The organism is Paralcaligenes ginsengisoli (assembly GCF_054781135.1).
In genome coordinates, this window is the sequence record NZ_BAAGUZ010000019.1 from 13,131 (window position 1) to 39,671 (window position 26,541).

A 26,541-nucleotide genomic window follows, 5' to 3' on the forward strand; every position below is an offset into this window, starting at 1 on the left:
AATAATGTGTTCGAAGCTCTCGCCACAGGTTTGTTCAATGGCCTGATCTATGCTTTGGTCGCGGTGGGCCTGGCATTGATCTGGGGCATTACGGACGTCATCAATTTTGCGCATGGCGAATTCCTGATGCTCGGCATGTATGCCGCCTACTGGATGTTCACCATTGGGCATGTCGATCCAACTCTTTCGGCTCCAATAGTGGCCTGCGGCCTGGGCTTCGTGGGCTTTCTTTCCTACGGGCTCATTATCCGCCCACTGCAGCGGGCGCCGGCCATGATCGTGATTCTGGCCACCTTCGGCCTGGGGCTGGTGCTGCGGCAACTCGCCTTCATTTTCTTTTCGCCGGACTACCGCAATCTGCCCGATACCTGGCTGTCCGGCAGCGTTCACCTGGCCGGTGTTTCGCTCGGACGCCCCCAGGTGGCAACCGGCCTGGTCGCGCTGGTGGTGATCGGACTGCTGTTCATGCTGGTGTACCGCACGCGCTGGGGCCATGCGCTGCAAGCCGTGGCTGAAGACCGGCAAGCGGCCTCCTTTGTCGGAATCGCCTCCGATCGCGTCAATGCTCAAGTCTGGATCCTGGGCAGCGCGGTGGTGGGCCTGGCCGGCGCATTGCTGACCACCTTTTTCTATGTATTCCCCTCGGTGGGCAATGTGTTCGGCTTGCTGGCCTTCGTGGCCGTGGCCATGGGCGGTTTCGGCTCGCTGCCCGGGGCATTCATTTCCGGGATACTGATCGGCGTCATCGAATCGATGACCGGGTATCTGGTCGAACCGGCTTACAAGATGGTCAGCATCTTCCTGATTTTCCTGCTGGTTCTCTGGTACCGGCCACGTGGTCTTTTCGGGCGTTGGTGAAATGAAAATCGACAAAAATCAAACCGGGCCGCAAGACATGCGGGCGCCGTCCCTGTCCGAGCCTACCGGCTGGAAGGCCATTTCCGCCTCCAGCCGATCCGGGGCCGTGCGCGGACTCGTATTGGCCGTGGTGGCGCTGGCGGTCTTTCCGCTGGTGGTGACCGACTCGTTTTACCAGCAAATTGTCGTCATGACGCTGATGTACGGCGCCCTGGGGGCCGCCTGGAACCTGGTCAGCGGCTTTCTCGGGCGGGTTTCGTTCGGGCATGCCGTATTTCTTGGAGCCGGCGCCTACACCACTCTATTGTTGCTGCATGCGCTAAAGCTCAGCCCCTGGCTTGGGATCCCTCTGGGCGGTCTTGTAGCGGCCGCGGTGGCGTTCATCGTCGGCAAACCCACGCTGCGTCTTACCGGCCACTATTTTGCAATGGCCACGATCGCGCTGCTGTCGGTCGCCCAGTTGCTGATGACCAACTGGACCTGGGCCGGCGGCGCAACCGGCATCGAAGCCCCTATTGCCAACAGTGCCTGGCTGCTGCTGTTTCGCTCAAAAGAACCCTATTACTGGATCGCCTTCGGGCTGGCCTTGTTCACCTTGTGGGCCACATTCGTGCTGGCCCGCTCAAAAACAGGCTATTACTGGCGCGCCATCAACGGCGACGAAGCCGCGGCGCGCAGCCTGGGGGTGCCCGCCGAACGCTACAAGATGCTTGCTTTCGTGCTGTCGGCCGCCCTGACCGGGATGTGGGGAGGCTTCTATGCCATCTATATCGGGTTCATCGACCCCGATTCAGCTTTCAGCCTGACTCTGTCCATCCAGATCGTGCTGGTCACGATTCTCGGCGGCATCGGTACCCTTGCCGGCCCGTGGCTGGGAGCGGCATTGCTGATTCCACTGGCCGAGGGCATGCGCGTTGCCATGGGCAGTTCCGGCCACGGATTCGATCTGCTGCTTTATGGGCTGGCAATCATCCTCGTCAGCCTCTTCCTGCCGAAAGGCTTGATCACACTCAAGGTGCGTCGTGGCTCTGCTGGAAGTTAAAAACCTGACCAAGAATTTTGGCGGCCTGGTCGCCAACCGAGACATCAGCTTCGATGTCGATACCGGTGAGATCGTCGCCATCATTGGCCCGAACGGTGCCGGCAAAAGCACTTTGTTCAACGGCCTGGCAGGCCACCATCAGCCCACATCGGGCAGCGTGACGTTCAATGGCGTCCAGCTCGTGGGTCAGGCGCCGGAAGCCATAGCGGCCATGGGGCTGATGCGTACCTACCAGATCCCACGCAGCTTCGCGGCCATGACGGTGCTCGATAACGTCATGATTGGCGCATTGCTGCGGCAACCCAGCCTTGCCGGCGCGCGAGCTGCCGCGCAACAGGTACTGGACACTGTGGGGCTGGGCGATCGCGGCCCGACTCCGGCGGGGGAACTGAACGTAGCCGGCCAAAAACGGGTCGAACTGGCACGGGCCCTGGCGGCATCCCCCAAACTATTGCTGCTCGACGAGGTAGCGGGCGGGCTCAACCCCAGCGAAGCCCGCGAACTGGCTGAAATATTGCGATCGATCCACGCAAAAGGAGTGGCGCTGGTGATTGTCGAACACGTGCTGGAGGTTGTAATGCGGCTTGCACATCGGGTTCTGGTACTGGATTTCGGGCAACTGATCGCCTCGGGCACTCCCGAAGAGGTCGTACGCAACCCCGAAGTCATCGGGGCATATCTGGGGAGGAAGTACCGTGCCGGATAAGGCCTTGCTGAAAGTGGAAGACCTGCATGTGGCTTATGGCGGTGTGCAGGCGGTACGGGGCATATCGCTTGAAGTGCATCCCGGCGAAATTACCGCATTGCTGGGCGCCAATGGCGCCGGCAAATCAAGCACGCTGCTGTCCATCATCGGTTCGGTAAAACCGAAATCCGGACGCATCGCCTTCGACGGCGCCGATATTACCGGGCTGACGCCCGATGTACTGGTCAAGCGCGGCATAGCCCTGATCCCGGAGGGTGGCCGGGTGTTTGCACGGCAAACGGTAGAGCAGAACCTGCACCTTGGCGCCTATGTGGTTCCCGGTGAAGCGCTTTATCGCGAACGCCTGGAGCAGGTGTATGCACTATTTCCCAGGCTGGCCGAGCGCCGCGCGCAAATCGCCGGCACCCTGTCCGGAGGTGAACGCCAGATGCTTGCCATCGGACGCGCACTGATGAGCGGCCCAAGGCTTTTGCTGGTGGACGAACCCAGCCTGGGCTTGTCGCCGCTACTGGTCGAAACGGTCTTCGACACCCTGGCGAATCTGAACCGGAACGGCACATCCATTCTGCTGGTCGAACAGAACATGGCGCAAGCCCTGGAGCTGGCAACCCGAGCTTACGTAATGCAAAGCGGCAAAATCGCACTGCAAGGCAGCGCGGAAGAAATCGGCTCATCAGACCAGGTTCGGCAGGCTTACCTTGGCCTGTAAGCACTGTCCGTCCTGACTCGCCGATTCACTGAACACCGATTCAAACACACCGGGCGCCGACCAAACGGATCAGTCGCCCGGAGCGGGACAGACAAGCTTCATTAATGTGTCAAATTTTGACCAGCGAGTAATCCCGATGGCATAATGTCCCACCAACCGCGCCGACGCCCCTTCTTTGTAACAACATAATTCAACTCGAAACACCCCAACACTGGAATGGAATTGTGCGACGCCAACGTATCCTCGAAACTACCTTTGCCGTTGGAGAAAAAGATGCAAATCCGTCATTTGCTTAAAACATTGCCTTTAGTCCTGCTTAGCGCCAGCCTGGCCAGCACGGCCTATGCGGCCGATATCAAACTGGGGGTGGCCGAAGCGTTGAGCGGCCCGGCAGGCAAGTACGGCGTAGCCATAAAAAACGGGTTTACGCTGGCCGCCGACGAAATCAACGCCAAAGGCGGCGTCAATGGCAACAAGCTCGCGCTGGTCGTTGAAGACGAACAGGGCAAGAAAGAAGAAGCCATCAACGTCTTCAAAAAACTGATTTTCCAGGATAAAGTGCTGATGGTGTTTGGCCCTACCCTGTCGAACTCGGCTTTTGCCGCGGACCCGATCGCCAATGCCGCCAAAGTAGTGGTGTTCGGCACCAGCAACACCGCCGATGGCATAACCCAGATGGGGCCTTTCACATTTCGCAATTCCGTAATGGAAGCCGACGTGCTGCCGGTCAGCACACGTGCCGCCGTCAAGCACTTCAATCTTAAAAAAGTTGCCGTCATTTACGGCAATGACGATGCGTTCACCAAAGATGGCTATAACGTATTCAAGGCCACGCTGGCCGATCAGAAAATTCCGGTAAGCGATACCGAAACCTACGCAAAAGGCGACGTCGATTTCAAGGCGCAACTCACCAAGATCAAGGCCAGCAATCCAGACGCCATCGTCTGCTCTTGCCTTGCCGAGGAAGCCGGCAATATTATTCTGCAGGCGCGCTCGCTGGGCATGAAGCAGCCGTTCATCGGCGGCAACGGCCTTAACTCGCCCAAGCTGTTCGATATCGCCAAAGATGCCGCCGACAATTCCATTATGGGCAGCCCATGGTCATCGGAAAATACCGCGCCGGCCAACCAGGCGTTCATTGCCGCCTACAAGAGCAAATTCAACGTGGCTCCCGACCAATTCGCGGCCCAGGCGTATGACGCCATGCACATCGTCGCGACGGCACTGAAAAGCGTCAAGCTCAGCGGCGATCTCGCCAAAGACCGCGACGCTCTGCGTGTGGCGCTGCCAACCGTCAAATGGGATGGCGCGACCGGCAAGTTTGCATTCCGCCCCGCCCCAGCCTCCAAAACCGGCAAACCGGTGGGCTACGACGCGCAGCAAGATGCCATCGTGAATATCGCCCAGCACAGCAAATTCGTAGTGCTTAAGTAGCGCCACTCGGCAAACACGCTTGAACGGCGCGCCAGATGCATTTCCAGTATTTGGCGAACGGGCATTTTTGGCTACCCCCGAAAATGCCCTTGTTTTTATCAACCTACCGACGCCATGCTCGAACAACAGCTTTTTAACGCGCTTTCGCTAGGCAGTGTCTATGCCCTGTTTGCACTGGGCTTCACGCTCATCTTTGGCGTATTGGGCGTCATTAATTTGTCCCACGGCGCCATTTTCATGCTGGGCAGCTATGTCGCGCTGCTGCTGGTGAATACACTGGCCGTGCCGCTATGGCTTGCGTTGGTGGGGGCAATGCTGCTTACCGGCCTGATCGGGCTGGCAGTCGATTACCTGATCTTGCGGCCCTTGCGCGCCCGCAATGTACCCCATTTGATACCCATGATCGCCACCATCGGCGTGGCAATCATGCTGACCAATCTGACGCAGGGCCTGTTCGGCGTCGAAACCAAACGGTTCCCGCAGGGCACCATTCCCGAAGGAAGCTATAACCTCGGGCACCTGCACATAACAGCGCTGCAGGTCGGCATTATCGCGGTTTCATTCATACTGATGCTGGTGCTGCTGGCCATCATGCGTAAAACGCAGCTGGGCCGCGCACTGCGCGCCATCGCCGAATCGCCGAAAGCGGCCTGCCTGCTGGGCATCAACGTCGAAGGGCTGTTCTACCTGACTTCCTTTGCCGCGGCTGCGCTGGGCGGCGCCGCCGGCGTACTGGTCGGGCTATCATTCAATGCGATTTCGCCTTATATGGGGCAGCCCATGCTGCTCAAAGGCGTCGCGGTCATTATTCTCGGAGGCATGGGCGATATTCGCGGCGCGCTGATCGGCGGCTTGTTCCTCGGCTTTGCCGAAGTATTGACGGTGGCCTACTTCTCCAGCGATTTCCGCGATGCGGTCGCATTCGGGTTGCTGTTTCTGATTCTGTTGATCAGGCCATCGGGCATGTTTGGCAAAGTACTGGAAAGAAAGGCCTGATATGCTCGACTGGTGGGATGGATTCTGGGCAACCTACAATACAGTGGTGTACAGCATAGGCGTCAACGCCATGCTGGCCCTGTCGATTTACGTAACCCTGGCCTGCGGCCTGCTGTCGCTGGCCAATGCGGCCTTCATGGGCATAGGCGCCTATACCGCGGCCCTCATCAGCATGCAGACCGGGCTGTCCTTTCCCGTGGCGCTTGCCGCGGCAGGGGCATTGCCGGCGATGGTCGCCTTGATCATCGGGATACCTACCCTGCGCCTGTCCGGCGTTTACCTGGCCATGGCGACACTCGGCTTTGGCGAAGTCGTCCGGATCATCCTCCTGAACCTGGACATTACCGGCGGGCCGATGGGGCTCAATGGCATACCGCTGAAAACCGAGTTCTGGCACATCGTGCTGTTATTGGCGGTAATGCTGTACCTGCTGGGGCGCATGCGGCGCTCCCGGATCGGCCGCGCATTCGAGGCGATCAAGGCCGACGAGGTGGCGGCACAACTGATGGGCATCAACGTGGCGGGATACAAGCTGTTCGCGTTTGCGCTGGGAGGCGCAATCGCGGGCATTGCCGGCGGCCTGAACGCGCATTACACATTTACCATCGGACCCGGCAACTACGCATTCGAAAACGCCGTGGACATCCTGACCATGGCCGTGTTCGGGGGCATCAGCAACCTGATCGGGCCAACGGTCGGCGCAACCATCCTGACGCTGTTGCCGGAAATACTGCGCCCCTTCAAGGATTTTCGCCTTGCCATCAATGGCCTGATCCTCATCCTGGTGGTCTTGTACTTACCCAATGGGGTCTGGGATCCCAGGCGGATCCACGCATTCTGGCAACGCCGCAAAGCACGGAAGGTGCCCTGATGCTGCAATTCAACCAGATCAGCAAAGAGTTCGGCGGCCTGAAGGTTCTTGCGGACGTCAGCTTCGACGTGCCGCAGGGCACTATTTTCGGCCTGATCGGCCCCAACGGAGCCGGCAAAACCACAGTGTTCAACCTGGCAACCGGTTTGTTGCGCGCATCGGGCGGCCGCATCGAATTCAATGGCACGGACCTCGCCAAACTGCCGCCGCACCAGATTACCAAACTGGGCATCGCACGTACGTTCCAGAACATCCGCCTGTTCAAGGATGCCAGCCTGCTGGAAAACGTGGTGATAGGCATGCACGGCCACCTCGATTACAACTTTGCCGGCCTGCTGTTCAACCTGCGTTCATTTCGCCAGATCGAAGCCCAGGCCCGCGAACGGGCGCTCGAGCTGCTGTCCTGGGTCAAGCTCGACCACAAGGCCGATATGCTGGCCGACAACCTCTCCTACGGCGAGCAGCGCAAACTGGAGTTCGCGCGGGCGCTGGCCACACAACCCAAATTGCTGTTGCTCGACGAGCCGGTGGCAGGCATGAACTCGGCGGAGAAAACCGAGCTCATGGCGCAGATCATCGGCATCAAGCAACGCGGCTACAGCATATTCCTGATCGAGCACGATATGCGTTTCGTAATGGGCTTGTGCGATCGTATTGCCGTGCTCAATTTCGGGCGCATTATCGCCGAAGGCCCACCGGAAGAAATCCGCAACAATCCGCAAGTAATCGAGGCCTATCTGGGCAAGGAAGAAGACGAATGAGCGAGATTCTGCGGGTTACCGATCTCGTGGTTTCCTATGGCCACATCGAAGCGGTCAAAGGCATAAGCCTGACACTGAACAGCGGCGAGATCACGGCCCTGGTCGGAGCCAATGGCGCGGGCAAGAGCACTACCCTGCTGGCCATTTCAGGCTTGCTGAAATCTGTCCGCGGCCAAGTGCTGCTCGACGGTACCGACCTGACCCGGCTTTCGCCGCACCGGATCGTGCGCAGCGGCGTGGTTCAAGTCGCTGAAGGCCGGGCGATTCTCACTACGCTGACAATTCATGAAAACCTGGAACTGGGCGCCTATACCCGAAGCGACAAAGCGCAGATCGCCCAGGACCTGGACTGGGTATATACGCTGTTTCCGGTGCTGAAGAAACGCGCCGCCGGCCTGGCCGGAAACCTGTCGGGCGGCGAGCAGCAAATGCTGGCGATCGCACGCGCATTGATGGCAAAGCCGCGCATATTATTGCTCGATGAACCATCCATGGGCCTGGCACCCCTGCTGGTGCGGGAAATCTTCCAGATCCTGCAGGAAATCAATCGCACCGGTCTCACCATCTTTCTGGTCGAGCAAAATGTACGGCAGGCCCTGCGCATCGCGCAGCGCGGCTATGTGCTTGAAACCGGCCGGATCGTGCTGGCCGACAGCGGTGAAAACCTGCTGCACAACCCCAGGGTAATCGAAGCCTATATGGGCGGATAGCGGGGCGAAGGTATTAAAAAATCGTCAAGACACGGCTACATGGCTATCCCTGCGAGCATCGCGCGCACCCATATAGCACCCATTGCGCCGCATTAAAATCTGCATACCGCCGAAATCCCAAGTACTGGTCTTCTGGGCCGTGACCTCATGCCCCAATGCGGCCAGTTTCTGCTTGGTATGCTCGCTGAAACCAGGCTCCAGGACGACTCGCAGCCCTTCATTGACTTTGAAACGCGGCGCATCGACGATCGCCTGGGGGTTCTGGCCGTACCCGGCCAACCGCGCCACAAGCTGTACATGCCCTTGCGGCTGGAATTTGCCGCCGGTTGCTCCAAATGCCGCCATCGCACCGTTATCACGCCGCAGGAACCCCGGCAATATGGTATGGAAAGGACGGGCGCCAGGAGCAAGACGAGCAGGCGAATCGGGATCAAGGGAAAAACCGGCGCCCCGGTTCTGCAAGGCAATACCCGTTTCAGGCACTACCACGCCAGACCCGAACCCCATGTAATTGGACTGGATGAACGACACCATCATCCCCGAAGCGTCTCCTGCCGCAAGGTAAACCGTCCCGGCGATAGGCGGAGGGATGTGGCCGAAATCGATCGCGCGATCGGGATCGATCAGAGCCGCCGCTCGCGCCACACGTACCGCGGACAGCAACTCCGCTGAATCTGCCGCCATGTTCCGTGGATCCCCGAGCAAGGGCGCGACGTGTGCAAAGGCGAGCTTTATCGCCTCGATTTGCAAATGCAGCGCCATCGCGGAATCCGGATCAAAATCACCAATGTCAAAATGATCGAGAATGGCCAGCGCATAAAGGGCAACTAAACCCTGACCGTTGGGCGGCATTTCGAAAACCAGGGTATCTTTGAACCTGGCATTCAGTACTTCGGTCCAGTTGGCTCTGTGAGCCGCAAGGTCTTCCAGCGAGAGATCGGCACCGCAATCGGCCGCATAGCCCGCGATAAGCCGCGCCGTCGAGCCCTCATAAAAATCCTGGCCATGGCTGCCCGCTACGCGCCGCAGCGTCTCTGCAAGCTCGGGCTGCTTGAACACTTCACCCACCTTCGGCGCGCTGCCGGACGGTAGGAAAGTCCGGCTGAAATTCGGCTGTCCGGATAATTCGGCGGCCTGCTCCGCCCATTTTTGCGCAACTCCGGGCGAAACGAAGAAACCTTGGCTCGCGTAATGGATTGCCGACTCCAGCAATTGAGGAAACGGGATGCTGCCGTACTCGCCGGACAGTGACGACCAGGCAGAGATCGCACCGGGCACCGTTACGCTGTCCCAGCCTCTTTGCGGCATTTTTCCGCCATTTCTTTGCGCCATGCGCGCCAGGTCCGATTTTTGAGGGGCACGGCCGGTGGCATTCAGTCCTCGCAAGCGTGAGCCGTCCCAGACCATGGCGAACGCATCACCGCCTATGCCATTATTTGTCGGCTCCACCACGGCTATAACGGCTGCGGCGGCGACAGCCGCATCGACGGCATTGCCCCCGTTGTCGAGAATATGCAGGCCTGCCTGCGCCGCCAAAGGTTGCGACGCAACCACCATACGCTCTCCGAACACCGGCCGGATCGTCGATAAATACGGAAATTCGTCGATGGGACTTCGTTGCATCGCGCTAGCCGCCGACGGCTATGTTCGAATGTTTGACAATTTTCGTCCATCGCGCCGACTCGGCGCGCACGAATGCCGCAAATTTCGCCATGCTTTCCGGTTCGGGCGTAATACCCAATTTATCAAACTGCGTGCGCACATCCGGCTCCTGCAGGATTATTCCGATTTCCTTATTCAGGCTGGCCGCCACCGGCCCGGGTACGCCGGCTGGCCCAAACAAGCCAAACCAGGCCGTCACCTGATAGTCCGGCAAACCTTGCTCCATCAATGTCGGCAGCTCCGGCAGATAGGCACTGCGTTTGGCTCCGCTGACAGCCAGGGCCGTGACGGTGCCCGCTTTTATATGTGGAACAGCCGTTGTCACCAGGTCGAACATGACGTCGACCTGCCCGCTTAACAACGCATTCATGGCAGGCGCGCTGCCGCGATAAGGAATGTGCGTCATTTTTATACCGGCTTGACTGTCGAGCAAGACGCCGGCCAAATGATTCGATGTCCCTATACCCGCCGACGAATACGTCAGCTTGCCCGGTTTGCTCTTGGCCAGGGCAATCAGCCCGGACAGACTTTTGATTCCGAGAGACGGCCGGACAAGCAGCACAAATGGCATCGAAGCAACCCGGGCCACAGGAGTAAAGTCCTTCACGGGATCGTACCTGGCGTTGGGATTGACGGCCGGTGTCATGGCGTTGGAGCTGACCGTGCCAAGTAAAAGAGTATAGCCATCCGCCGGCGCAGTAACGACGCTGCGCGCCCCGACAATCGAGCCGCCGCCAGGCTTGTTCTCGACGATAAAAGGCTGCCCCATTCGTTCTTGCAGTTTCTGCGCAAGAATGCGCCCCAGAATGTCGGCCGATCCGCCCGGCGGATACGGCACCACAATATGGACGGCATGCGATGGAAAGCCGGCACTTTGGGCCACGGGGGCAACAGCGGCCAGCATTGCTATCGCCATACAGGCGCCCAAGCATTTCTTGATCCACTTCATCGGAACACTCCCACAGAAAGAGACGACCGGAACAGACAGATTTCAACGCAGCGGCAAAACACCCGGATGCCGCCAAACCGCAATGCAGATCAAAACCCGACTCAGTTCGCCAGGGGTCGGCACATCAGCGAATCGGGACCGCTTGGCTGCCGTCCACCTCCGGGATCGAAGGAATCTCGACATCATATTCAGCGACATCCGCGCGGATCTGGTCCAGCGATTTTTTGATAATGCTCATTTCTTCGTCGGGATGCGTCGCTCCCAATCCATGTTCGGCAGCCAAGGCGCGATTGTGTCCAGCCCGAAGCCGCTCTTCCTGGGGCAGGTTGACTACCGCATAGACCCCATTGAGCAATGTCCCTTGCAGCTTCTTCGCAAATCGCCGGCCCAGCATGGCCTTTTCATCCATGGAAAGGTCTTCAAAGAAACGCCGCATAATAATGCGCCCGAACTGTATATGGCGGGCCTCGTCGCGCAGAATCAGCTTGCACGCCGTTCGTATCGAACTGAATCGGGCATTCTGATAGCGCGCCTGCAGCAACTCGCCGGACAACTGTTCAAACAAAGTATTGACCGCCATACCTCCATAGAACGACATGGTTTTTTCCGCCTGTTCGTTATGGAATTGCGGAATGATCGACTGAAAATAGTCCGCTCGCGGCGACGGCTGGTAGCCCCCCAGGGCCGCTGCAATCCGGAACGAAGCTTCGTGGTGCCGCAGCTCTTCTGCGATAAAGTTCACCACATGCTGCTTGATCTCAAACGGCAGATGACCATATATGGCATCCCGCAGGCGTTCGGCGCCATACGGAATGGCCCCATGCTCCATCCATGCCCGCAGGCTCCACCATTCCGCTCCGGCATCGCGAACTTCGGGGGGAAGCTGCGCCTCTTTAACGTCGCCATGATCTATCGTTACCGGATCCCAGGCCAGTTCCCGTGCCTGGGTGCATAGCGTCCAGACATCGGGGAATTCCAGTTCGGACGCTATAGGATAAGGATTGGGGACGGGGGTCAATTCTTCGAGTAAAGACGCTTGCACAGTCGCCTCCTGGTCACGGTGGATAAGTCTGCAAAAAGTATAGGTTCAAGTTTGTAATATTTCTAATACTATCGATCAGACACGGTGATACTATTTTTATGCGAAAAATGAAGGCCGTGGACTCCAGCCAGCGCGACGCGCGCATCGATGTAAACAGGGAGAATCGAATGGTCGATCTTAGACAGTTGCAGCAATTTGTGATGGTCGCAACCGAGCTGAATTTTCATCGCGCCGCCGAGCGCCTGTTTATGTCCCAACCGCCGCTCAGCGCCGCGATTCGTCGTCTCGAACAGGATATCAATGTTGTACTGTTCGACCGAAATCGCCACCAGGTCAGACTCACTTCCGCAGGCGAAGTCTTTTTAAAGGAAGCGCGCCGTACCCTTGCGCAAGCACAATTCGCCGTCGAAGCGGCGCAAGGTATCGGCCAGGGGCTCGCCGGCGTGCTGCGCCTGTCTTTCGTACCAAGCGCCGCGCTTGACCTTTTACCCCCGCTGCTACAGCGTTTTCAGAAAATGTATCCAGGCATACGCCTTGTCCTTACGGCCGAAACCACTGAGCGGGAAATCACCGCGCTACGCTCGGGAAGTATAGATCTGGCTATTGTGGTGCCTCCGGTGGAAGAATCATTCGGCGTCGATCTGGCCGTGTTACGCGTCGAGACCATGGTGCTTGCCGTGCCTGTAAGCCACCGCTTTGCGGCAAAGAAGCAAGTGCCCTTGCGCTCATTGGCAAAGGAATGGTTTATTTCATTTCCCTTTACCGAAGGGCGCGGCTTTGCCGGATCGGTGCTGGCGGCATGCCATAGTGCGGGCTTTTCACCCCGCATAGCGCAGGAAGCTACGCAAATGCAAACCATACTGACGCTGGTCGCAAGCGGCCTTGGCGTAGCACTCGTCCCTGCCGCCATGCAATCGGTTCATATCCACAACGTGACATACCTTGATGTCTCCGGTTCCCAGGGGCTGCTTCGGTATGAGCTGGCACTCGCATCGATGATCGACAGGCGGAGCCCTATAGTGAAGGCATTCATAACGGAAGCAACGCGGTCGACGCCGAAGTCCCTGCAAAAGGACAAAGCGCTTTGCAGCGCCCCATCCTGAAAAAAGATAAAGCCGGATAACCAGGTTCGGCAAGAAAACAGCCACAAGTGGAAACGCGGCTTTCCGTCAGCCGGACGTCCAAAGGTGTTGCGCGGCGTAAGCACGCCACGGACGCCAGGCATCCGCTCGGGCGAGAAGTTCGGATGAAGAATAATCCCGCCCTTCCAGCCTGGCCATTGCGCGCATGAGGCCGATGTCGGCGGACGGAAAGGCATCCGGCTCGTGCAATTGGCGCAAGGCAATGTATTGCGCGGTCCACTCCCCTACGCCACGGATCTTGCGCAAGCGCTTCACCGCTTCATCAAGCCCGCCGGTCGTATCGAAAAGATGTGTGTCGGCAATGGCGGCCGCTGCCACAGCGGAAAGCGTCGCCGCCCGGCTGCGGGGCATTCCCAGAGACGCCAGATCCGTGGCCGCTATGGTCTCGGGTTTTGGAAACACATGGGTCAAATCACCGTCCGGCCGCGCCAGATGCTCACCGTGAGCGGCAACCATGCGTCCGGCCAGGCGCACAGCGGCGGCAACCGTAATCTGTTGCCCCAGCACGGCACGCATAGACAGTTCGAAGCCATCCCAGGCACCCGGAACGCGCAAGCCCGGCCGTGCCTTCACCAGAGGAGCCAGCACCCGGTCTTTGGCAAGATGGGCGGCAATAACGGAGGGATCCACTGTCAGATCGAACACCCGGCTCAGTCGCTCGACGATGACCGGCAAAACCGAGGGCTTGGAAAATCGCACTGTCGCGCGCAAGGCATTGCCGTCGGCGGCGCGGACGGCAACCATTCCTTGCCCGCCATCCAGCTGCATCGTACGCGCATAACAGTCGGCAGAGACGGTCTCGATACCGGTAATGGTTCGCCGGCGCAGAAATTCCAGCATGGACGCCCAATCGTACGGAGGACGATAAGGCAGAAAAATGTCGATCTCGCCAGGTGGCCCGGCCGGGGCCTCCTGCGCCACAGCCGAACCGGCTGCATTAGCGAGCCGCGAGGGTTGCCTTCGCGGGCATCCGCGGGAACTGGCGTTATGATCAAGATCCATGCGGAAATGCTAGTGCAGCGTCCATGCGCTGTCTAGCGGTTTTCGAGCATTGCCATCGATACATCAGGAGCCCATGACATGCGTTACAAAAAATTCGGCCGCACCGGCCTGTTCGTTTCCGAACTCTGCCTCGGTACCATGACATTCGGCGGGCAGGACGGCATGTGGGGCCAGATCGGCACCCTCCAACAGCTTGAAGCAGACCGGCTGATCGGCCATGCGCTGGATGCCGGCATCAATTTCATCGATACCGCCGACATTTACTCCGAAGGCAATTCGGAAATCATCACCGGGCAGGCACTGAAAAACCTGAAAGTGCCGCGCGAGAATGTCGTGGTTGCAACCAAGGTGTACGGCGAAACCGGCACGAAAAGCGTCAATTCGCGCGGCATGTCGCGCTATCACATCATGGATGGCGTGAAGGCCAGCCTGGCACGCCTGCAACTCGACCATATCGACCTCTATCAGATCCACGGTTTCGATCCCGCGACCCCCATTGAAGAGGCCGTGCGGGCCCTCGACGATCTGGTGCGGCACGGCCATGTGCGGTATGTCGGCGTATCCAACTGGGCCGCCTGGCAGATCATGAAAGCCCTTGGAATCTCCGAGCGGCTCGGCCTCGCGCGGTTCGAATCCCTGCAGGCCTACTACACCATTGCCGGCCGCGATCTCGAACGCGAACTGATTCCGTTGCTGAATAGCGAAAATGTCGGGCTGCTGGTCTGGAGCCCGCTGGCCGGCGGCCTGTTAAGCGGCAAGTACGGCCGCAGCGTCCAGCCCGAAGAGGGCAGCCGTCGCGCCACTTTCGATTTCCCTCCGGTAAACCTTGAGCTCGCCTATGACTGCATCGAAGTCATGCGCGATATCGCCGAGCCCAGGGGCGTGTCTGTCGCACAGATCGCGCTCGCCTGGCTGTTGCACCAAAAGACCGTCACCAGCGTGATCGTCGGCGCAAAGCGTGTCGATCAACTGAAGGACAACATGGCGGCAACAGCCATCGAGCTGGACGGCGACGAACTCAGCGCGCTGGACACGGTAAGCGCCCTGCCGGCCGAGTATCCCGGCTGGATGCTCGCGCGCCTTGGCGCGTTTAGGCACAAGCAACTGGCGGAGTCCGAGGGCGTTTGAGGTTTATTTACTCCGGTCTCGTCCGGGCCTTTCAGCTTTGGCCGCGGTATTGCCCTTCTGGCCAAACAGCTCCACAACGGCGGCGCGCAGGCATTCGATCAGTTGCTGCGTGCTTGTCGTCAAGCGCTGCCCGCGCATGGTGATAATACCCACGGGCGGCAATTCCACGCCTACGTCCAGGGCCAATATCCTGAACAGGCCTTCGCGCTCGAAATGCTGGCCGACCGAGCGGGCCATAAACCCTACCGCGTCAAGCTGACCGACAAAAGTGGCGATGGCGAAATACGAAGAGGACTCGACCAGATCGATGGGTGGCTCCAGGCCGCAGCGGTGAAATTCCTGCTCGATCTTGACACGCAGCGACGCCCATGGAGGAGGCATGACGCAAGACATGCGGGCCAGGTCGGCCCACGCGGGCCTGGCTTTTCGAGCCAAAGGGTGGCCTCGCCTGACCACCGCCACCATGGGTTCGTTGTAGAGCGCCTCTGTCACCAGGTCGGGTGCCGCATAGCCTGGCTCCAGACGTCCCAGAAAAAAATCCAGCTCGTTGATTCTCAACTTGGGCAGCAAATGAGTAAGATCGCCCTCTTCGATCAGGACAGTGGCCCGCGCCGAGCGTTCTTTCAGAAGCGCCACACCCCGCGACAACAATACCGGCAGTGCGCCTCCCATGCAACCCACGCGGGTGCGGCCGGCCGCCCCGCTTGCGACGGCCGAGATTTCATCGCGCGTGCGCTCGTACTGGGCCAACACCGAACGTGCAAACCGGATCAGCGACAGTCCCGCCGCTGTAGGTGCCGTACCGCGCGTCGAGCGATCGAACAGCGCCAGTCCCAGCATGCCTTCCACTTCCGTCAGCATTTTCGAAACGGCAGGCTGGCTTACTGAAAGAAAGTCGGCGGTGCGTCCGATATGCCGAAACTGATCCAGCGCCACCACCAGCTGCAAGTGGCGTAACTTTATATTGGAGCGAAGTACCCGGTCTATCTGTGCCATGATTCAAATATAAATAACCTTTAGGTTATGAATAGATTCCAATATTTGATTAGATAATTATGATGGAGTTTACGACAATAAATAACTGGCACGTGAAATTCGACCGCCCAGCAATACCAATAACTTCTGAAGGAAGACCAATGAGACAAGCCAAACCTCAAAATCCCCAAAGACGCCGCTTGCTTGTGGCCAGCGCGGCGGCTGCCGCATCCGGTACCGCCGGGCTGCTGTTGCCCAGCGCCGCTCGCGCCGCCGGGTACCCGAATCATCCCATCACCTTTATCTGCCCATGGCCCCCGGGAGGCACGGGAGACCAGTCCATGCGGGCGCTCTGTCAGGTGGCCTCGCAAGCCCTCAAGCAACCGATCATCGTGGAGAACCGGTCGGGCGCCTCGGGCATGATAGGCACCAAAACACTCGCGATGGCAAAGCCCGATGGCTACACCATTGGGCAGATTCCCATTTCAGTCACGCGTTTCTCGCAACTGGGCACCCTGCATCTCGACCCCCGCAAAGATCTTACTTATATCGCCCGCACCTCGGGCCAGACATTCGGCATTGCCGCGCTGAGCAGCTCCCCATTCCAGTCGCTCAAGGATATGGTGGCCTACGCCAAGGCAAATCCCGGAAAGCTGACCTATGGGCACTCGGGTATCGGCGGCGCCACGCACGTAGGCATGGAAGAGTTCTCGCAGATAGCCGGCATCAAGCTCACTCCCATTTCCTACAAAGGCGGCGCCGCCGCGCTTCAGGATGTGCTTGGCGGACGCGTTGACTTGCTTGCCGACTCAAGCTCCTGGGCGCCTTATGTCGAAAGCGGAAAGCTGCGTCTTCTGGCCACCTGGGGCGCGGAACGCACACCGCGTTTCAAAAACGCCCCGACACTCAAGGAATTGGGCTACGACATGGTCGTCGAGGCTCCAAACGGCGTGGGTGCGCCCAAGGGGCTCGATCCGGCCGTGGAAAAGACGCTGCGCGACGCATTTCGAGTTGCCGTCAACAGCGATGAATTCAAGCGTGTGACCGGCAACATCGATGCCCCGGTCATGTACCTGGATGGGCCCGAGTATCTGCAATATGTCAAACAGGTCTACACCCAGGAAACCGAGCTGATCAAGAACTTGAAGCTCAAAGAATTGATGCAAATTGCCTGAACCCGCGATGAACGCCTCTCCGCTGATCCGGCTGCACCCCAACGACAACGTTCTGCTTGCCAAGTCCCCGCTGTCGCTTGGACAGGAACTGCCGGAACTCGGCGTGCGCGTGCGCGCCCAGGTGCCGGCCGGACACAAGATTGCCGCCCGGCACATCGACAAAGGCGAGCAGATAAAAAAATGCAATATCGTGATCGGTATTGCCATGCGCCACATCGAGCCCGGCGACTATATGCACAGCCACAACATCGAACTGGCGGACTATTATCGCGACCCGGGATTCTGCCGGGACGTACAAGCGGTCGACTACGTCCCCGAAGCCGCGCGGGCCACGTTCATGGGCTTCATGCGCCCGAATGGGCGCGTAGGTACACGCAACTACATAGGCATACTGTCGTCGGTCAATTGCTCGGCCACCGTCATCAAGAATATCGCCGCGCATTTCACCCCTGAACGCCTGGCGCCATACCCGAACGTGGATGGCGTTGCCGCTTTCGCACAAACCAGCGGCTGCGGCATGTCCTCGCCAAGCGAACATTTCGACGTACTGCGCCGCACGCTCGCCGGTTATGCACGCCACCCGAATCTGGCCGGCGTTTTGATCGTGGGCCTGGGCTGCGAACGGAATCAGGTCTCGGCGCTGGTCGAGTCTCAACAGCTTGCGCCAGGCGCTCAGTTGCGCACGCTGGTCATGCAGGAAATCGGCGGCACGCGGGCCACCATCGCCGCCGGGATCCAGGCCGTCGAGGAAATGCTTCCGACGGCCAACCGCGCGGTGCGGGAAACCGTGTCCGCCAGCCATCTCAAAATAGGCCTGGAATGCGGCGGCTCCGACAGCTTTTCGAGCATCACCGCCAACCCCGCCCTGGGCGCGGCCATGGACGTGCTGGTCCGCCACGGCGGAACCGCCATTCTATCGGAGACGCCCGAAATTCACGGCGTCGAATATTTGCTCACGCGCCGCGCGGTCACGCCCGAAGTGGGGCAGAAGCTGCTTGACCGCCTCGCCTGGTGGGAGCGCTACACGGTGGGCCAGAATGCACAGTTCAACGGCGTCGTGGGGCACGGCAACCAGCAAGGCGGCCTGGCCAATATTTTTGAAAAATCACTGGGATCCGTCATGAAAAGCGGCTCCACTCCCTTGCAAGCCGTCTATGAATACGCCGAACCCATCGAAACCGCGGGTCTTGTATTCATGGATTCGCCGGGTTACGACCCGGTGGCCGCCACCGGCCAGATTGCCAGCGGCGCAAACCTGATCTGCTTTACCACCGGACGCGGCTCGATGTTCGGTTCCAAGCCCGCGCCTACCCTGAAACTTGCCACCAACACTCCCATGTTCACTCGTCTGGAAGAAGACATGGACATCAATTGCGGCCTGGTGCTCGACGGCGTGCTGACCCTCGAACAGATGGGCCGGCACATCTTCGAACATATCTTGCGGGCCGCATCGGGCATTCCCACAAAGAGCGAAGCGCTGGGCCTTGGCGACAATGAATTCGTGCCCTGGCATCTCGGCATCGTCAGTTGAACCGGATATCCAGGCCACGAACCCCCGCGAACCGTACGCCAACACCGCCCCAATCCTTTTATGGTGGAATATAGCCATGCCCTCGCATAATCCCTTCAAAGCCGCCCTGGCTGCCCGCCGGCCCCAGATCGGCCTCTGGCTCTCCATGGCGGACCCCTACCTGGCCGAAGTCAGCGCTACCACAGGCTTCGATTGGCTGTTGATTGACGGCGAACATGCGCCGAACGATTTACGCGCCGTCCTTGCGGCACTGCAGGCCATTGCGCCGCACCCCTCGGCCCCGGTGGTGCGCGCGGTGGCGGGTGAAACGCCGCTCATCAAGCAATTGCTGGATATCGGCGTCAAGAACCTGCTTGTCCCCATGGTGAACACCGTCGAACAGGCCCGCGGCCTGGTTGCCGCCACACGCTATCCACCTTCGGGCACGCGGGGAGTGGGCAGCGCCGTGGGCCGGGCTTCGCGTTGGAGCGCGCGCACCGACTATCTGGATATCGCCGATGACGAAATCTGCCTGCTCGTCCAGGCCGAAACCTCGGCCGCGCTGCAAAATCTTGAAGGAATCTGTGCTGTGGACGGGGTCGATGGCGTGTTCATCGGGCCCGCCGATCTTGCCGCATCAATGAATCATCGGGGATCTCCGAATCACCCCGAGGTGCAAGAAGCCATCGAACATGCCATCAAGACCATTGTGGCGAGCGGGCGGGCCGCGGGTACCCTGACATCGAATCCAAAACTGGCGCGGCGCTACCTGGAACTGGGCTGCACTTTTGTCGCCACGGGCGTCGATATATTGATCTACGCCAACGCCGCCCGCCGCCTGGCCGCCGATTTCATTACGCCGGGCGCCAGGCCGGAACCGACAAGCGCCTCTGCCGCCTACTGAACCTCTGCGATCCACAGCACTCGCGGCCAGGAGCCTACATGGTGGACGACATGCCTCCGTCCACAACCAGGATCTGGCCGGTTACGAACCCTGATTCACGGGCGGCCATGAATACCAGGGCGGAGGCCAGATCGTCGGGCACACCCCACCTTTTTTGCGGAACGCGGTCTTGCAGCCAGGCAGTGAACTTGGCGTCGTTCCAAAGATTCCGGGTAAGCTCCGTTTTTATGTAGCCCGGTGCGATGGCATTGACGGTAATGCCCGACTCCGACAACTCGGCCGCCCATTGCCTGACCAACCCGTGCATGGCGGCCTTGGCAGCTGTGTAGGCCGTAACGCCTTGCCTCCCCAACAACGCGGTCACCGAGCCGGTGAAGACTATGCGGCCATAGCCGTGGTTTGCCATGCCCTGGGCAATGTGCCGCCCCAGCGCCCACTGCGAGGTCAGGTTTGCAAATATCACACGTTCGAACTCCAGCAGCGGAAATGTCAAAAGAGGCTCACGGTGCTGGATCCCGGCATTGGCAAAAAAGATATCGATTCTACCGACGGCTTTCAATACCTCATCGACAGCGCTGACGGCCTGGTCGATGTCCGACATATCGAAAGGCAAGGCATGCGCAGTAATGCCTTCGCCGCGCAGATCTTCGGCGGCCCGGGCGAGCGCCGCGGGATCGCGGCCGTTGATGACAACAACGGCGCCCTGCCGGCCCAGGGCCCGCGCGGCCGCATAGCCGATGCCGCGCGAAGAACCGGTAATAAGCGCAACCTGGCCCGACAAATCGAACATGGATGATTCCTCTTAGAAATTGACCTGGCCCGCACCCTTCAAATGCAGAATGGCGCGCGCCTCGTCGGGCGTGGCCACGTCCAGATTCAATGCCTCGAGGACGATGCGAATGCGGCTTACCTGCTCGGCATTGGACGAGGCCATTTGTCCGGGGCCTATCCACAGCGAGTCTTCCAGCCCTACCCGTACGTTCGAACCCATGGCGGCGCCCATGGTGGCCAGGGGAATCTGATTGCGGCCCGCACCCAGAATGGACCATTGGTAGTTATCGCCGAACAGGCGGTCGGCCGTACGGCGCATATGCATCAAATCTTCCGGATCGGGTCCGATGCCACCCAGAATCCCGAAAACAGACTGGATAAAAGGCGGGCTTTGCACCAGGCCGCGATCCATGAAATGCGCCAGGTTATACAGATGGCTGATGTCATAGCACTCGAATTCGAATCGCGTGCCATTTTCAGTGCCTTTTCTTAATATGGTTTCAATATCTTTATACGTGTTCTTGAAAATCAGGTCGCGGCTGTTCTCCAGGTGCTCGCGCTCCCATTCATGCTGGAATGTCTTGAAGCGCTCGAGCATGGGAAACAGGCCGAAGTTCATCGAACCCATATTCAGGGACGCCACTTCGGGCTTGAACTCCATGGCCGGGCGCATGCGCTCTTCCACCGTCATGTGAGGGCTTCCACCGGTCGTAATATTGATCACGGCATCGGTATTCGTCTTGATTTTCGCCAAAAAGGGGCGAAACAGTTCCGGATCCTGCGACGGCTTGCCATTCTTTGGATCGCGCGCGTGCAAATGCAATATTGCCGCGCCCGCCTTGGCCGCGGCAATCCCCGCCTCGGCAATTTCGTCGGCCGTCACCGGCAGGTACTTGGACATGCTTGGAGTATGTATTGCGCCGGTCACCGCGCAGGTAATAATCACTTTCTTTTTGCTTGCCATCATTTTTCCTTGCAAAATACAGATTGATTTACTCGGCGGAGTCGAGCTGCTTCTTGTGCCTTAACAAAGCCATCAGCCGCTCATCGCGCCACAGTCGCCGATTCAGCAGTTCCGATTTGGGAAGCAGGCTGCGCCGCTGCCGCTCGAGCTCCGCCACCAGGCCGGCATCCCAGGCATCCGTGCCGGTTTGCTCTTCGGAAATCGACTGGTACATACCGCCATAGCGATTGCAGTAATCCTGCAGCCCATCGGGTGCGTTCAAGTCTATGGTCTCGAACGGCCCCATGAAGGACCACCTCAGGCCCAGACCGTCTTTCACCGTGGCGTCCAGGTCTTCGGCACTGACATAGCCATTTTGCACCAACCGGAAAGCCTCGCGCAAAAGCGCGCCCTGCAGGCGATTCAACACAAAGCCTTCCAGCTCTCTGTTCACGACTACCGGCTTCTGCCCGATCGAGCGCATGACCGACCGGGCCGCTTCAATGAATTTCCCGTCCGTCCAGGGTGCGCCGCACAGTTCGACCACAGGAATGAGATAGGGCGGGTTCACGGGGTGGGCCACGAGACAGCGGTGGCGGCCTGGCAGCGCTTCGGTAAACGCCGAGGCCGGGATACTGGATGTCGAGCTGGCCAACACGGTATCCGCGCCGCTCAGTGAATCCAGTTTGCTGAAAATCTCCTTTTTAATCTCAAGCACTTCCGGCAGATTTTCTTGAACGTACTCGGCCCCTTCAAGCGCTTCATCCAGGCTACGAAAGATTTGGATGCGCGCCATCAGGGTCTGGGCATCGTCAAGCAGCTGCTGCTTGACGAGCTCGCGCACCTGAGCCGAAATCAGTTGAAGCGCCCGGTCCAGCGCAAGCGGATCGCCATCCCAGAGCCTGACCGTACAGCCTCCCCGGGCAAATACAATCGCCCAGGCCTGCCCTATAAGCCCCGTGCCAATTACCGCAACATTCATGATTTCCCCAGTGTCGTGTTAAATCAGGGCCTGGGTATGTCCGTCGACGGCCAGCGCCTGGCCGTTGACGCTTCGAGCCGCGCCGCTGGCCGTAAACAGCGCCATGTTGGCAATGTCGCGCGCCGACACCATGCGGCCCAGAGAAGCCTGCTGCTCGTACGATTGTCCGAGTTCCTTTTCGGAGATGCCCAGGGCCTGCGCCTTGGACGCAATGACGGCACGTATGCGCGGCCCTTCGACCGCACCCGGCAAAATGGCATTGACACGCACGCCGAACCGGCCCAGTTCGATCGCCAACGTCTTTGTAAAACCGACCACGGCCCACTTCGATGCAGCGTACGCCGACCGGCCGGCAAACCCCAAATGCCCCGCCGCCGACGACATATTGATCATCACACCGGCTTTAGATTGCTTCAGCAAGGGAATGGCCAGGCGGGCGCAAAGAAATTGCCCGGTAATGTTGACGGCCAGGGTTTTGTCCCAATCTGTCTTGTTCAGCGTTTCAACATAACCCGTGGGACCTGCAATACCGGCGTTATTGACCAGAACATCGAGCCCGCCCAGACGCGCACCCACCTGCTCAAACAAGGCGGCGACGCTGGCTTCATCGGAAACATCGGCAACCGCGGCATGAATCCGGGGCAGCTCGGCCCTGGCCGCCGCCAAGGCGGCTTCATCGACATCGCAAATAAACACATCGGATCCAGCCGCGGCAAATACCCTGGCCATTTCCAGGCCAAGCCCACTGGCGCCCGCCGTAATCAGTACTTTCCTGCCTGTCATGCTTATATCGTCAAACATTTTCGCCTCTGTTCATGCCAAAAATCTTCCCTTGCGAAAACCCGGCCTTGCCATAATTGCCAAGACAGCCCGCAAGATGTCATACACCTAAAAATTTTACCTGGAGCTCTTTGTTTTCCTTGAGGTCGCTGGCGGCACCTTCGTAGGCGATACGGCCATTGACCATAATGTAAGCCCGGTCGACCATGCGCAAGGCCAGATCCACGCGCTGCTCCACCAGCAGAATGCTGGTGCGCTCGCGCAGGTGCACCACGGCCTCCAGGACTTCATTCACCACCGAAGGGGCCAGGCCTTCGAACGGCTCATCCAGGAGAATGAGCCGCGTCGGCGCCATGAGCGCACGGGCAATTGCCAGCATCTGCAGTTCGCCGCCGCTCAGGTTTCCGCCTATGGAATCGCGCAGCACCCCCAGCTTTGGAAACAGTTCGAACACCTGATCCAGTTCCCAGCCGCCCGGCCGTCGCGCGATAAGCAGATTATCGACAACATTGAGATTGGGAAAAATGCGCCGCCCCTGAGGAACTATGGCTAAACCCTGCCGGTTGACGCGGTTGGACGTCCAGCCGGTGATATCCGTGCCGTCGAAGCGGATATGCCCGGCGCTGGCCGGCAATTGCCCCATGATGGTATGCAGCGTGGTCGTCTTGCCCACCCCGTTGCGGCCCAGCAATGCGACGGCCTCGCCCTCGCCCACCTCCAGCGACAGGCCGTCCAGAATGCGGCTGCCCACATACCCCGAGGCCACATCCTGCAACTGCAGTATGGGACGGCCGGCCTTGGCCGGTTCGACCTGCCTCGACGCAATCACTGGCCGCGCAACACCTTTGCCCTCTTCGACCACCTCGCCAAGGTAGGCCTCAACCACCTGGGGGTTGTTGACCACGGCCTGCGGCGAGCCGTCGGCGATGACGCGCCCTTGATGCAATACGGTAATCCGGTCGGACAGGGACACCACGCGGTCGATGTCATGTTCAATCAGCAAAATGGTATGCAGGCCCGCCAGGCGACGAATCAGCGAACTGATGCGCTCGCGCTCCGCGTCCGCCAGGCCCGCCAGCGGCTCGTCAAGCAGCAGCAACTCGGACCCGGTTGCCATGGTCACGGCAATATCGAGCAAACGTTGCTCGCCGTGCGGCAGATTGAGCGTGATTTCGCCGGCCCTGCCTTCCAGGCCCACGGCATGCAGCAATGCCCAGGCACGATCGGCCAGGTCTGTCAGGCTGTAGGCATCGCGCCACAAGGAAGGCCGCGCGGGCGAGCGCGCCTGCACGGCGATGCGCACAGCTTCGAAAACCGTGAGATTGCCTGGCAGGCTGACGATTTGAAAGGAACGCGACATGCCAAGCCGGACTCGTTCATGCACGGCCAATTTGCTGATGTCCTGGCCTTTGAACTGAATCTGCCCGCTGTCATTGGGGATCAGGCCCGTGAGCATATTGAAGAATGTTGTCTTTCCCGCGCCGTTCGGGCCGATCAGGCTGTGAATGCTGCCCGACCGGATATCAAGGCTGATGTCATCGGCGGTCACCACGCGACCGAAACGCTTGCACAAATTGCGCACTTGCAGCACCGCCTCGCCGGTGGACGCGGCACGGCCCGAAAACAGGTCTGGCAGCGTAGTGGGGCATGGTGGCAGGGGTGTGCGTGTCAAGCCCCAATGGCCGCTGCCGCGCAGGCGCGCGTAGATACCGCAAAGCCCTTCCGGCGAAAGAAGCACCACGGCCATGATCAGCGCACCGAAGAACAGCCACCAGTGCTCGGTGATTGAACTGAGCTGATCGCTGAGGTTGATGTAGATGATCGCACCCCACAACGGGCCGAGAAAATGATGTATGCCGCCCAGCAGCGTCATCATTACCGGATCGCCGGCGTGTTGCCAGTTCATGTTGTCGGCGTATACGCCATGGATCAGGAATGAGAGCAAGCCCCCGCCCAGGCCGATGAAAGCCGCATGCAGCACCAGGGCGCTAAGCCTGTAGCCCCAAGGGTTATAGCCCAGATACTGCACGCGCTTTTCATTGTCGCGTATGGCCTGAAGCACCCTCCCGAAGGGCGAGTGCGCCACGCGATAAAGCAGCCAGGCGCACACCAGCACCAGTACGGCGCAGAAGATGTAATAGCTGGACGCGCTTTCCAGGCCGGGGCGGTCGACGCCCTGCAAACCGTTCTCCCCGCCCGTCAGGTTGGTCCAGCGAAAACAGATTTCGTAGAACAACTGGGTGAATGCCAGCGTCAGCAAGGCGAAATAAAGGCCGCGCCGGCGCAGGATGAGCAGGCCCAGCACCAGGCCCAGCAGCGCCGCAAAGACCGTGCCCACAATCAGGGCCAGCACGACATTCTGGACAATATGAATGGCAAATAGCGCGCTGGCATAGCTGGCCATGCCGAAAAAGACCGACGAACCGAACGACACCATGCCCGTGTAGCCCAGCAATAAATTGTAGGCAAGGCCGTAAAGCGTGTAGATCACCACCTGTGTGGCAAGGCTGATCGTCGAGCCCGCCATCGACATCAGCGTCGGCAGAACGACAAAAACCACGGCGAGCACCACGAGAGGATGAGTCAGGGTCTGGCGCAGGCGGCTCACTCGAAACGCTCCCATCGTTCGCCGAACAGGCCGCGCGGCCGTGTCAGCAGCACTACAATCATGAGCGCGTACATAATGGATGTCGACGCCACCGGCCAGAACTGGATCGTCATGGCCACCGCAACGCCCACCATCAGCCCGGCCACGATTGCCCCGCGCAGGCTGCCGAGGCCGCCGATGACCACCACCACAAATGCCGGCATGATGGCCTGCTCGGACATCGAGGGCATGACGCTCCACAGCGGCGCGGCCAGTACCCCGGCCGCACCGGCAAGCAGGCAACCCAGGCCGAAGATAAACATGAACACGCGCTTCAGATTAATACCCAGCATGCTGACCATTTCAGGGTCGCGCGAGCCGGCGCGAACGATGCGGCCGAACGGGGTTTTCTCGAGAAACAGCCAGATCGCGGCAAGCAGCGCAATAGTGATTATCAGCACGGCCAGGCGGTAGCGCGTCACGAACACGGGGCCGTAATGCACAAATCCGGAAAGGAATGCGGGCGTATCGAACGGATGGCCCATGGCACCCCATATGGTGCGCAGCAACTCTTCAATGAAGAGCGCCAGGCCGAAGGTCAGCAACAGGCTTAGCAGAGGCTCCTTGTCGTAGAGCGGACGCAACAACAGGCGCTCCACGACAAGGCTGATAGCGCCGACCAGGATCGGCGCCAGGACCAGCGCGCCGACAAAACCGATATACGGCCGCAGTGTGAGGGCAAGATAGGCGCCCAGGGCAAAGAATGCGCCATGGGCAAAGTTCACCAGCCCGAGCATACCGAAAATGATCGACATGCCGACCGCGATAAGCACGAACAGAAAGCCCAGCACCAAGCCGTTCATAAGCTGTGACGCGAACAGCGTAGCATCGACCACCGGGCA

25 protein-coding genes are annotated in these 26,541 nt (G+C 59.6%); 14 read left to right on the top strand and 11 right to left on the bottom strand.

The features are described from left to right. The first annotated feature begins 6 nt into the window (after positions 1 to 6). The 9 genes from ACYVIS_RS10285 to ACYVIS_RS10325 all read left to right on the top strand — a co-directional run bounded on the left by ACYVIS_RS10285 (position 7) and on the right by ACYVIS_RS10325 (position 8,087). On the top strand, positions 7 to 858 hold the full coding sequence (locus ACYVIS_RS10285) for a branched-chain amino acid ABC transporter permease (protein ID WP_232741402.1): 852 nt from the start codon (positions 7 to 9) through the stop codon (positions 856 to 858). A gap of 7 nt (positions 859 to 865) precedes the next feature. Then, complete coding sequence (locus ACYVIS_RS10290; protein ID WP_460873978.1) at positions 866 to 1,900, top strand: branched-chain amino acid ABC transporter permease; 1,035 nt, start codon at positions 866 to 868, stop codon at positions 1,898 to 1,900. Next, entirely contained in the window at positions 1,881 to 2,606 is a 726-nt protein-coding gene (locus ACYVIS_RS10295; RefSeq protein ID WP_232741404.1) for an ABC transporter ATP-binding protein, read from the top strand. Before ACYVIS_RS10290 ends, ACYVIS_RS10295 begins: the two co-directional genes overlap by 20 nt. A 4-nt stretch (positions 2,607 to 2,610) precedes the next feature. Then, positions 2,611 to 3,315 carry an ABC transporter ATP-binding protein gene (locus ACYVIS_RS10300; RefSeq protein WP_232744686.1) on the top strand — a complete coding sequence of 235 codons (705 nt, stop codon included), beginning with the start codon at positions 2,611 to 2,613 and terminating at the stop codon, positions 3,313 to 3,315. A 273-nt stretch (positions 3,316 to 3,588) separates the two neighbouring features. Continuing rightward, the gene (locus ACYVIS_RS10305; RefSeq protein WP_232741405.1) at positions 3,589 to 4,749 is read left to right on the top strand and encodes an ABC transporter substrate-binding protein; all 1,161 of its coding nucleotides are present in this window, start codon (positions 3,589 to 3,591) and stop codon (positions 4,747 to 4,749) included. 114 nt (positions 4,750 to 4,863) lie between these two features. Further along, positions 4,864 to 5,745 carry a branched-chain amino acid ABC transporter permease gene (locus ACYVIS_RS10310; protein WP_232741406.1) on the top strand — a complete coding sequence of 294 codons (882 nt, stop codon included), beginning with the start codon at positions 4,864 to 4,866 and terminating at the stop codon, positions 5,743 to 5,745. A 1-nt stretch (position 5,746) separates the two neighbouring features. After that, entirely contained in the window at positions 5,747 to 6,616 is an 870-nt protein-coding gene (locus tag ACYVIS_RS10315) for a branched-chain amino acid ABC transporter permease (RefSeq protein WP_460873915.1), read from the top strand. Continuing rightward, positions 6,616 to 7,377, top strand: coding sequence for an ABC transporter ATP-binding protein (locus tag ACYVIS_RS10320; RefSeq protein WP_232741408.1), 762 nt, complete (start codon positions 6,616 to 6,618; stop codon positions 7,375 to 7,377). The genes ACYVIS_RS10315 and ACYVIS_RS10320 overlap by 1 nt, the downstream gene beginning before the upstream one ends. Further along, positions 7,374 to 8,087: an ABC transporter ATP-binding protein gene (locus ACYVIS_RS10325; RefSeq protein WP_460873916.1), complete on the top strand. Its 714-nt coding sequence runs from the start codon at positions 7,374 to 7,376 to the stop codon at positions 8,085 to 8,087. The genes ACYVIS_RS10320 and ACYVIS_RS10325 overlap by 4 nt, the downstream gene beginning before the upstream one ends. A gap of 24 nt (positions 8,088 to 8,111) precedes the next feature. Here the strand turns inward: ACYVIS_RS10325 and ACYVIS_RS10330 are convergent, their stop codons facing one another. The 3 genes from ACYVIS_RS10330 to ACYVIS_RS10340 form a co-directional block, all read right to left on the bottom strand. Next, a complete protein-coding gene (locus ACYVIS_RS10330) occupies positions 8,112 to 9,710 on the bottom strand; it encodes a gamma-glutamyltransferase family protein (protein ID WP_460873917.1) in 1,599 nt (532 codons plus the stop codon). A gap of 4 nt (positions 9,711 to 9,714) precedes the next feature. Further along, entirely contained in the window at positions 9,715 to 10,665 is a 951-nt protein-coding gene (locus ACYVIS_RS10335) for a Bug family tripartite tricarboxylate transporter substrate binding protein (protein WP_232741411.1), read from the bottom strand. A gap of 157 nt (positions 10,666 to 10,822) precedes the next feature. Next, the gene (locus ACYVIS_RS10340) at positions 10,823 to 11,740 is read right to left on the bottom strand and encodes a diiron oxygenase (protein ID WP_232741412.1); all 918 of its coding nucleotides are present in this window, start codon (positions 11,738 to 11,740) and stop codon (positions 10,823 to 10,825) included. A 167-nt stretch (positions 11,741 to 11,907) separates the two neighbouring features. Here ACYVIS_RS10340 and ACYVIS_RS10345 point away from each other — a divergent pair, with 167 nt between their 5' ends. Further along, positions 11,908 to 12,843, top strand: coding sequence for a LysR family transcriptional regulator (locus ACYVIS_RS10345; protein ID WP_460873918.1), 936 nt, complete (start codon positions 11,908 to 11,910; stop codon positions 12,841 to 12,843). A gap of 66 nt (positions 12,844 to 12,909) precedes the next feature. Here ACYVIS_RS10345 and ACYVIS_RS10350 read toward each other — a convergent pair whose 3' ends face one another. After that, positions 12,910 to 13,884: a DNA-3-methyladenine glycosylase family protein gene (locus tag ACYVIS_RS10350; RefSeq protein ID WP_460873919.1), complete on the bottom strand. Its 975-nt coding sequence runs from the start codon at positions 13,882 to 13,884 to the stop codon at positions 12,910 to 12,912. Between the two features lie 78 nt (positions 13,885 to 13,962). Between ACYVIS_RS10350 and ACYVIS_RS10355 the strand changes: the two genes are divergently transcribed. Next, complete coding sequence (locus tag ACYVIS_RS10355) at positions 13,963 to 15,012, top strand: aldo/keto reductase (RefSeq protein WP_460873920.1); 1,050 nt, start codon at positions 13,963 to 13,965, stop codon at positions 15,010 to 15,012. A gap of 3 nt (positions 15,013 to 15,015) precedes the next feature. Here the strand turns inward: ACYVIS_RS10355 and ACYVIS_RS10360 are convergent, their stop codons facing one another. Next, a complete protein-coding gene (locus tag ACYVIS_RS10360) occupies positions 15,016 to 16,008 on the bottom strand; it encodes a LysR substrate-binding domain-containing protein (protein ID WP_460873921.1) in 993 nt (330 codons plus the stop codon). A 140-nt stretch (positions 16,009 to 16,148) separates the two neighbouring features. On the opposite strand from ACYVIS_RS10360, the gene ACYVIS_RS10365 reads away from it, so the two are divergent. The 3 genes from ACYVIS_RS10365 (at position 16,149) to hpaI (ending at position 19,576) form a co-directional block, all read left to right on the top strand. After that, on the top strand, positions 16,149 to 17,162 hold the full coding sequence (locus ACYVIS_RS10365) for a tripartite tricarboxylate transporter substrate binding protein (RefSeq protein WP_460873922.1): 1,014 nt from the start codon (positions 16,149 to 16,151) through the stop codon (positions 17,160 to 17,162). A gap of 7 nt (positions 17,163 to 17,169) precedes the next feature. Next, positions 17,170 to 18,693, top strand: a complete 1,524-nt coding sequence (locus ACYVIS_RS10370; RefSeq protein ID WP_232741418.1) for a UxaA family hydrolase — start codon at positions 17,170 to 17,172, stop codon at positions 18,691 to 18,693. A 76-nt stretch (positions 18,694 to 18,769) separates the two neighbouring features. Further along, positions 18,770 to 19,576 carry a 4-hydroxy-2-oxoheptanedioate aldolase gene (gene hpaI / locus ACYVIS_RS10375; RefSeq protein WP_232741419.1) on the top strand — a complete coding sequence of 269 codons (807 nt, stop codon included), beginning with the start codon at positions 18,770 to 18,772 and terminating at the stop codon, positions 19,574 to 19,576. A 34-nt stretch (positions 19,577 to 19,610) separates the two neighbouring features. Here hpaI and ACYVIS_RS10380 read toward each other — a convergent pair whose 3' ends face one another. From ACYVIS_RS10380 to ACYVIS_RS10405, 6 genes are all read right to left on the bottom strand, one after another. Beyond that, positions 19,611 to 20,366, bottom strand: coding sequence for an SDR family NAD(P)-dependent oxidoreductase (locus ACYVIS_RS10380; RefSeq protein WP_232741420.1), 756 nt, complete (start codon positions 20,364 to 20,366; stop codon positions 19,611 to 19,613). 12 nt (positions 20,367 to 20,378) lie between these two features. Then, on the bottom strand, positions 20,379 to 21,311 hold the full coding sequence (locus ACYVIS_RS10385) for a beta-keto acid cleavage family enzyme (RefSeq protein WP_460873979.1): 933 nt from the start codon (positions 21,309 to 21,311) through the stop codon (positions 20,379 to 20,381). 28 nt (positions 21,312 to 21,339) lie between these two features. Further along, entirely contained in the window at positions 21,340 to 22,272 is a 933-nt protein-coding gene (locus ACYVIS_RS10390; RefSeq protein ID WP_460873923.1) for a 3-hydroxyacyl-CoA dehydrogenase, read from the bottom strand. 18 nt (positions 22,273 to 22,290) lie between these two features. Beyond that, positions 22,291 to 23,073, bottom strand: coding sequence for an SDR family oxidoreductase (locus ACYVIS_RS10395; protein ID WP_232741422.1), 783 nt, complete (start codon positions 23,071 to 23,073; stop codon positions 22,291 to 22,293). A gap of 79 nt (positions 23,074 to 23,152) precedes the next feature. Beyond that, complete coding sequence (locus ACYVIS_RS10400; protein ID WP_460873924.1) at positions 23,153 to 25,660, bottom strand: branched-chain amino acid ABC transporter ATP-binding protein/permease; 2,508 nt, start codon at positions 25,658 to 25,660, stop codon at positions 23,153 to 23,155. Continuing rightward, positions 25,657 to 26,502, bottom strand: a complete 846-nt coding sequence (locus tag ACYVIS_RS10405; protein ID WP_232744688.1) for a branched-chain amino acid ABC transporter permease — start codon at positions 26,500 to 26,502, stop codon at positions 25,657 to 25,659. Before ACYVIS_RS10405 ends, ACYVIS_RS10400 begins: the two co-directional genes overlap by 4 nt. Positions 26,503 to 26,541 lie beyond the last annotated feature (39 nt).

Bases quoted from the DNA above. Each gene is read 5' to 3' on its own strand.
- ACYVIS_RS10305 (WP_232741405.1), top strand. From the start codon at position 3,589: ATGCAAATCCGTCATTTGCTTAAAACATTGCCTTTAGTCCTGCTTAGC.
- ACYVIS_RS10310 (WP_232741406.1), top strand. From the start codon at position 4,864: ATGCTCGAACAACAGCTTTTTAACGCGCTTTCGCTAGGCAGTGTCTAT.
- ACYVIS_RS10315 (WP_460873915.1), top strand. From the start codon at position 5,747: ATGCTCGACTGGTGGGATGGATTCTGGGCAACCTACAATACAGTGGTG.
- ACYVIS_RS10320 (WP_232741408.1), top strand. From the start codon at position 6,616: ATGCTGCAATTCAACCAGATCAGCAAAGAGTTCGGCGGCCTGAAGGTT.
- ACYVIS_RS10325 (WP_460873916.1), top strand. From the start codon at position 7,374: ATGAGCGAGATTCTGCGGGTTACCGATCTCGTGGTTTCCTATGGCCAC.
- ACYVIS_RS10330 (WP_460873917.1), bottom strand. From the start codon at position 9,710: ATGCAACGAAGTCCCATCGACGAATTTCCGTATTTATCGACGATCCGG.
- ACYVIS_RS10335 (WP_232741411.1), bottom strand. From the start codon at position 10,665: ATGGCGATAGCAATGCTGGCCGCTGTTGCCCCCGTGGCCCAAAGTGCC.
- ACYVIS_RS10345 (WP_460873918.1), top strand. From the start codon at position 11,908: ATGGTCGATCTTAGACAGTTGCAGCAATTTGTGATGGTCGCAACCGAG.
- ACYVIS_RS10350 (WP_460873919.1), bottom strand. From the start codon at position 13,884: ATGGATCTTGATCATAACGCCAGTTCCCGCGGATGCCCGCGAAGGCAA.
- ACYVIS_RS10355 (WP_460873920.1), top strand. From the start codon at position 13,963: ATGCGTTACAAAAAATTCGGCCGCACCGGCCTGTTCGTTTCCGAACTC.
- ACYVIS_RS10360 (WP_460873921.1), bottom strand. From the start codon at position 16,008: ATGGCACAGATAGACCGGGTACTTCGCTCCAATATAAAGTTACGCCAC.
- ACYVIS_RS10365 (WP_460873922.1), top strand. From the start codon at position 16,149: ATGAGACAAGCCAAACCTCAAAATCCCCAAAGACGCCGCTTGCTTGTG.
- ACYVIS_RS10370 (WP_232741418.1), top strand. From the start codon at position 17,170: ATGAACGCCTCTCCGCTGATCCGGCTGCACCCCAACGACAACGTTCTG.
- hpaI (WP_232741419.1), top strand. From the start codon at position 18,770: ATGCCCTCGCATAATCCCTTCAAAGCCGCCCTGGCTGCCCGCCGGCCC.
- ACYVIS_RS10380 (WP_232741420.1), bottom strand. From the start codon at position 20,366: ATGTTCGATTTGTCGGGCCAGGTTGCGCTTATTACCGGTTCTTCGCGC.
- ACYVIS_RS10385 (WP_460873979.1), bottom strand. From the start codon at position 21,311: ATGGCAAGCAAAAAGAAAGTGATTATTACCTGCGCGGTGACCGGCGCA.
- ACYVIS_RS10390 (WP_460873923.1), bottom strand. From the start codon at position 22,272: ATGAATGTTGCGGTAATTGGCACGGGGCTTATAGGGCAGGCCTGGGCG.
- ACYVIS_RS10395 (WP_232741422.1), bottom strand. From the start codon at position 23,073: ATGTTTGACGATATAAGCATGACAGGCAGGAAAGTACTGATTACGGCG.
- ACYVIS_RS10405 (WP_232744688.1), bottom strand. From the start codon at position 26,502: ATGAACGGCTTGGTGCTGGGCTTTCTGTTCGTGCTTATCGCGGTCGGC.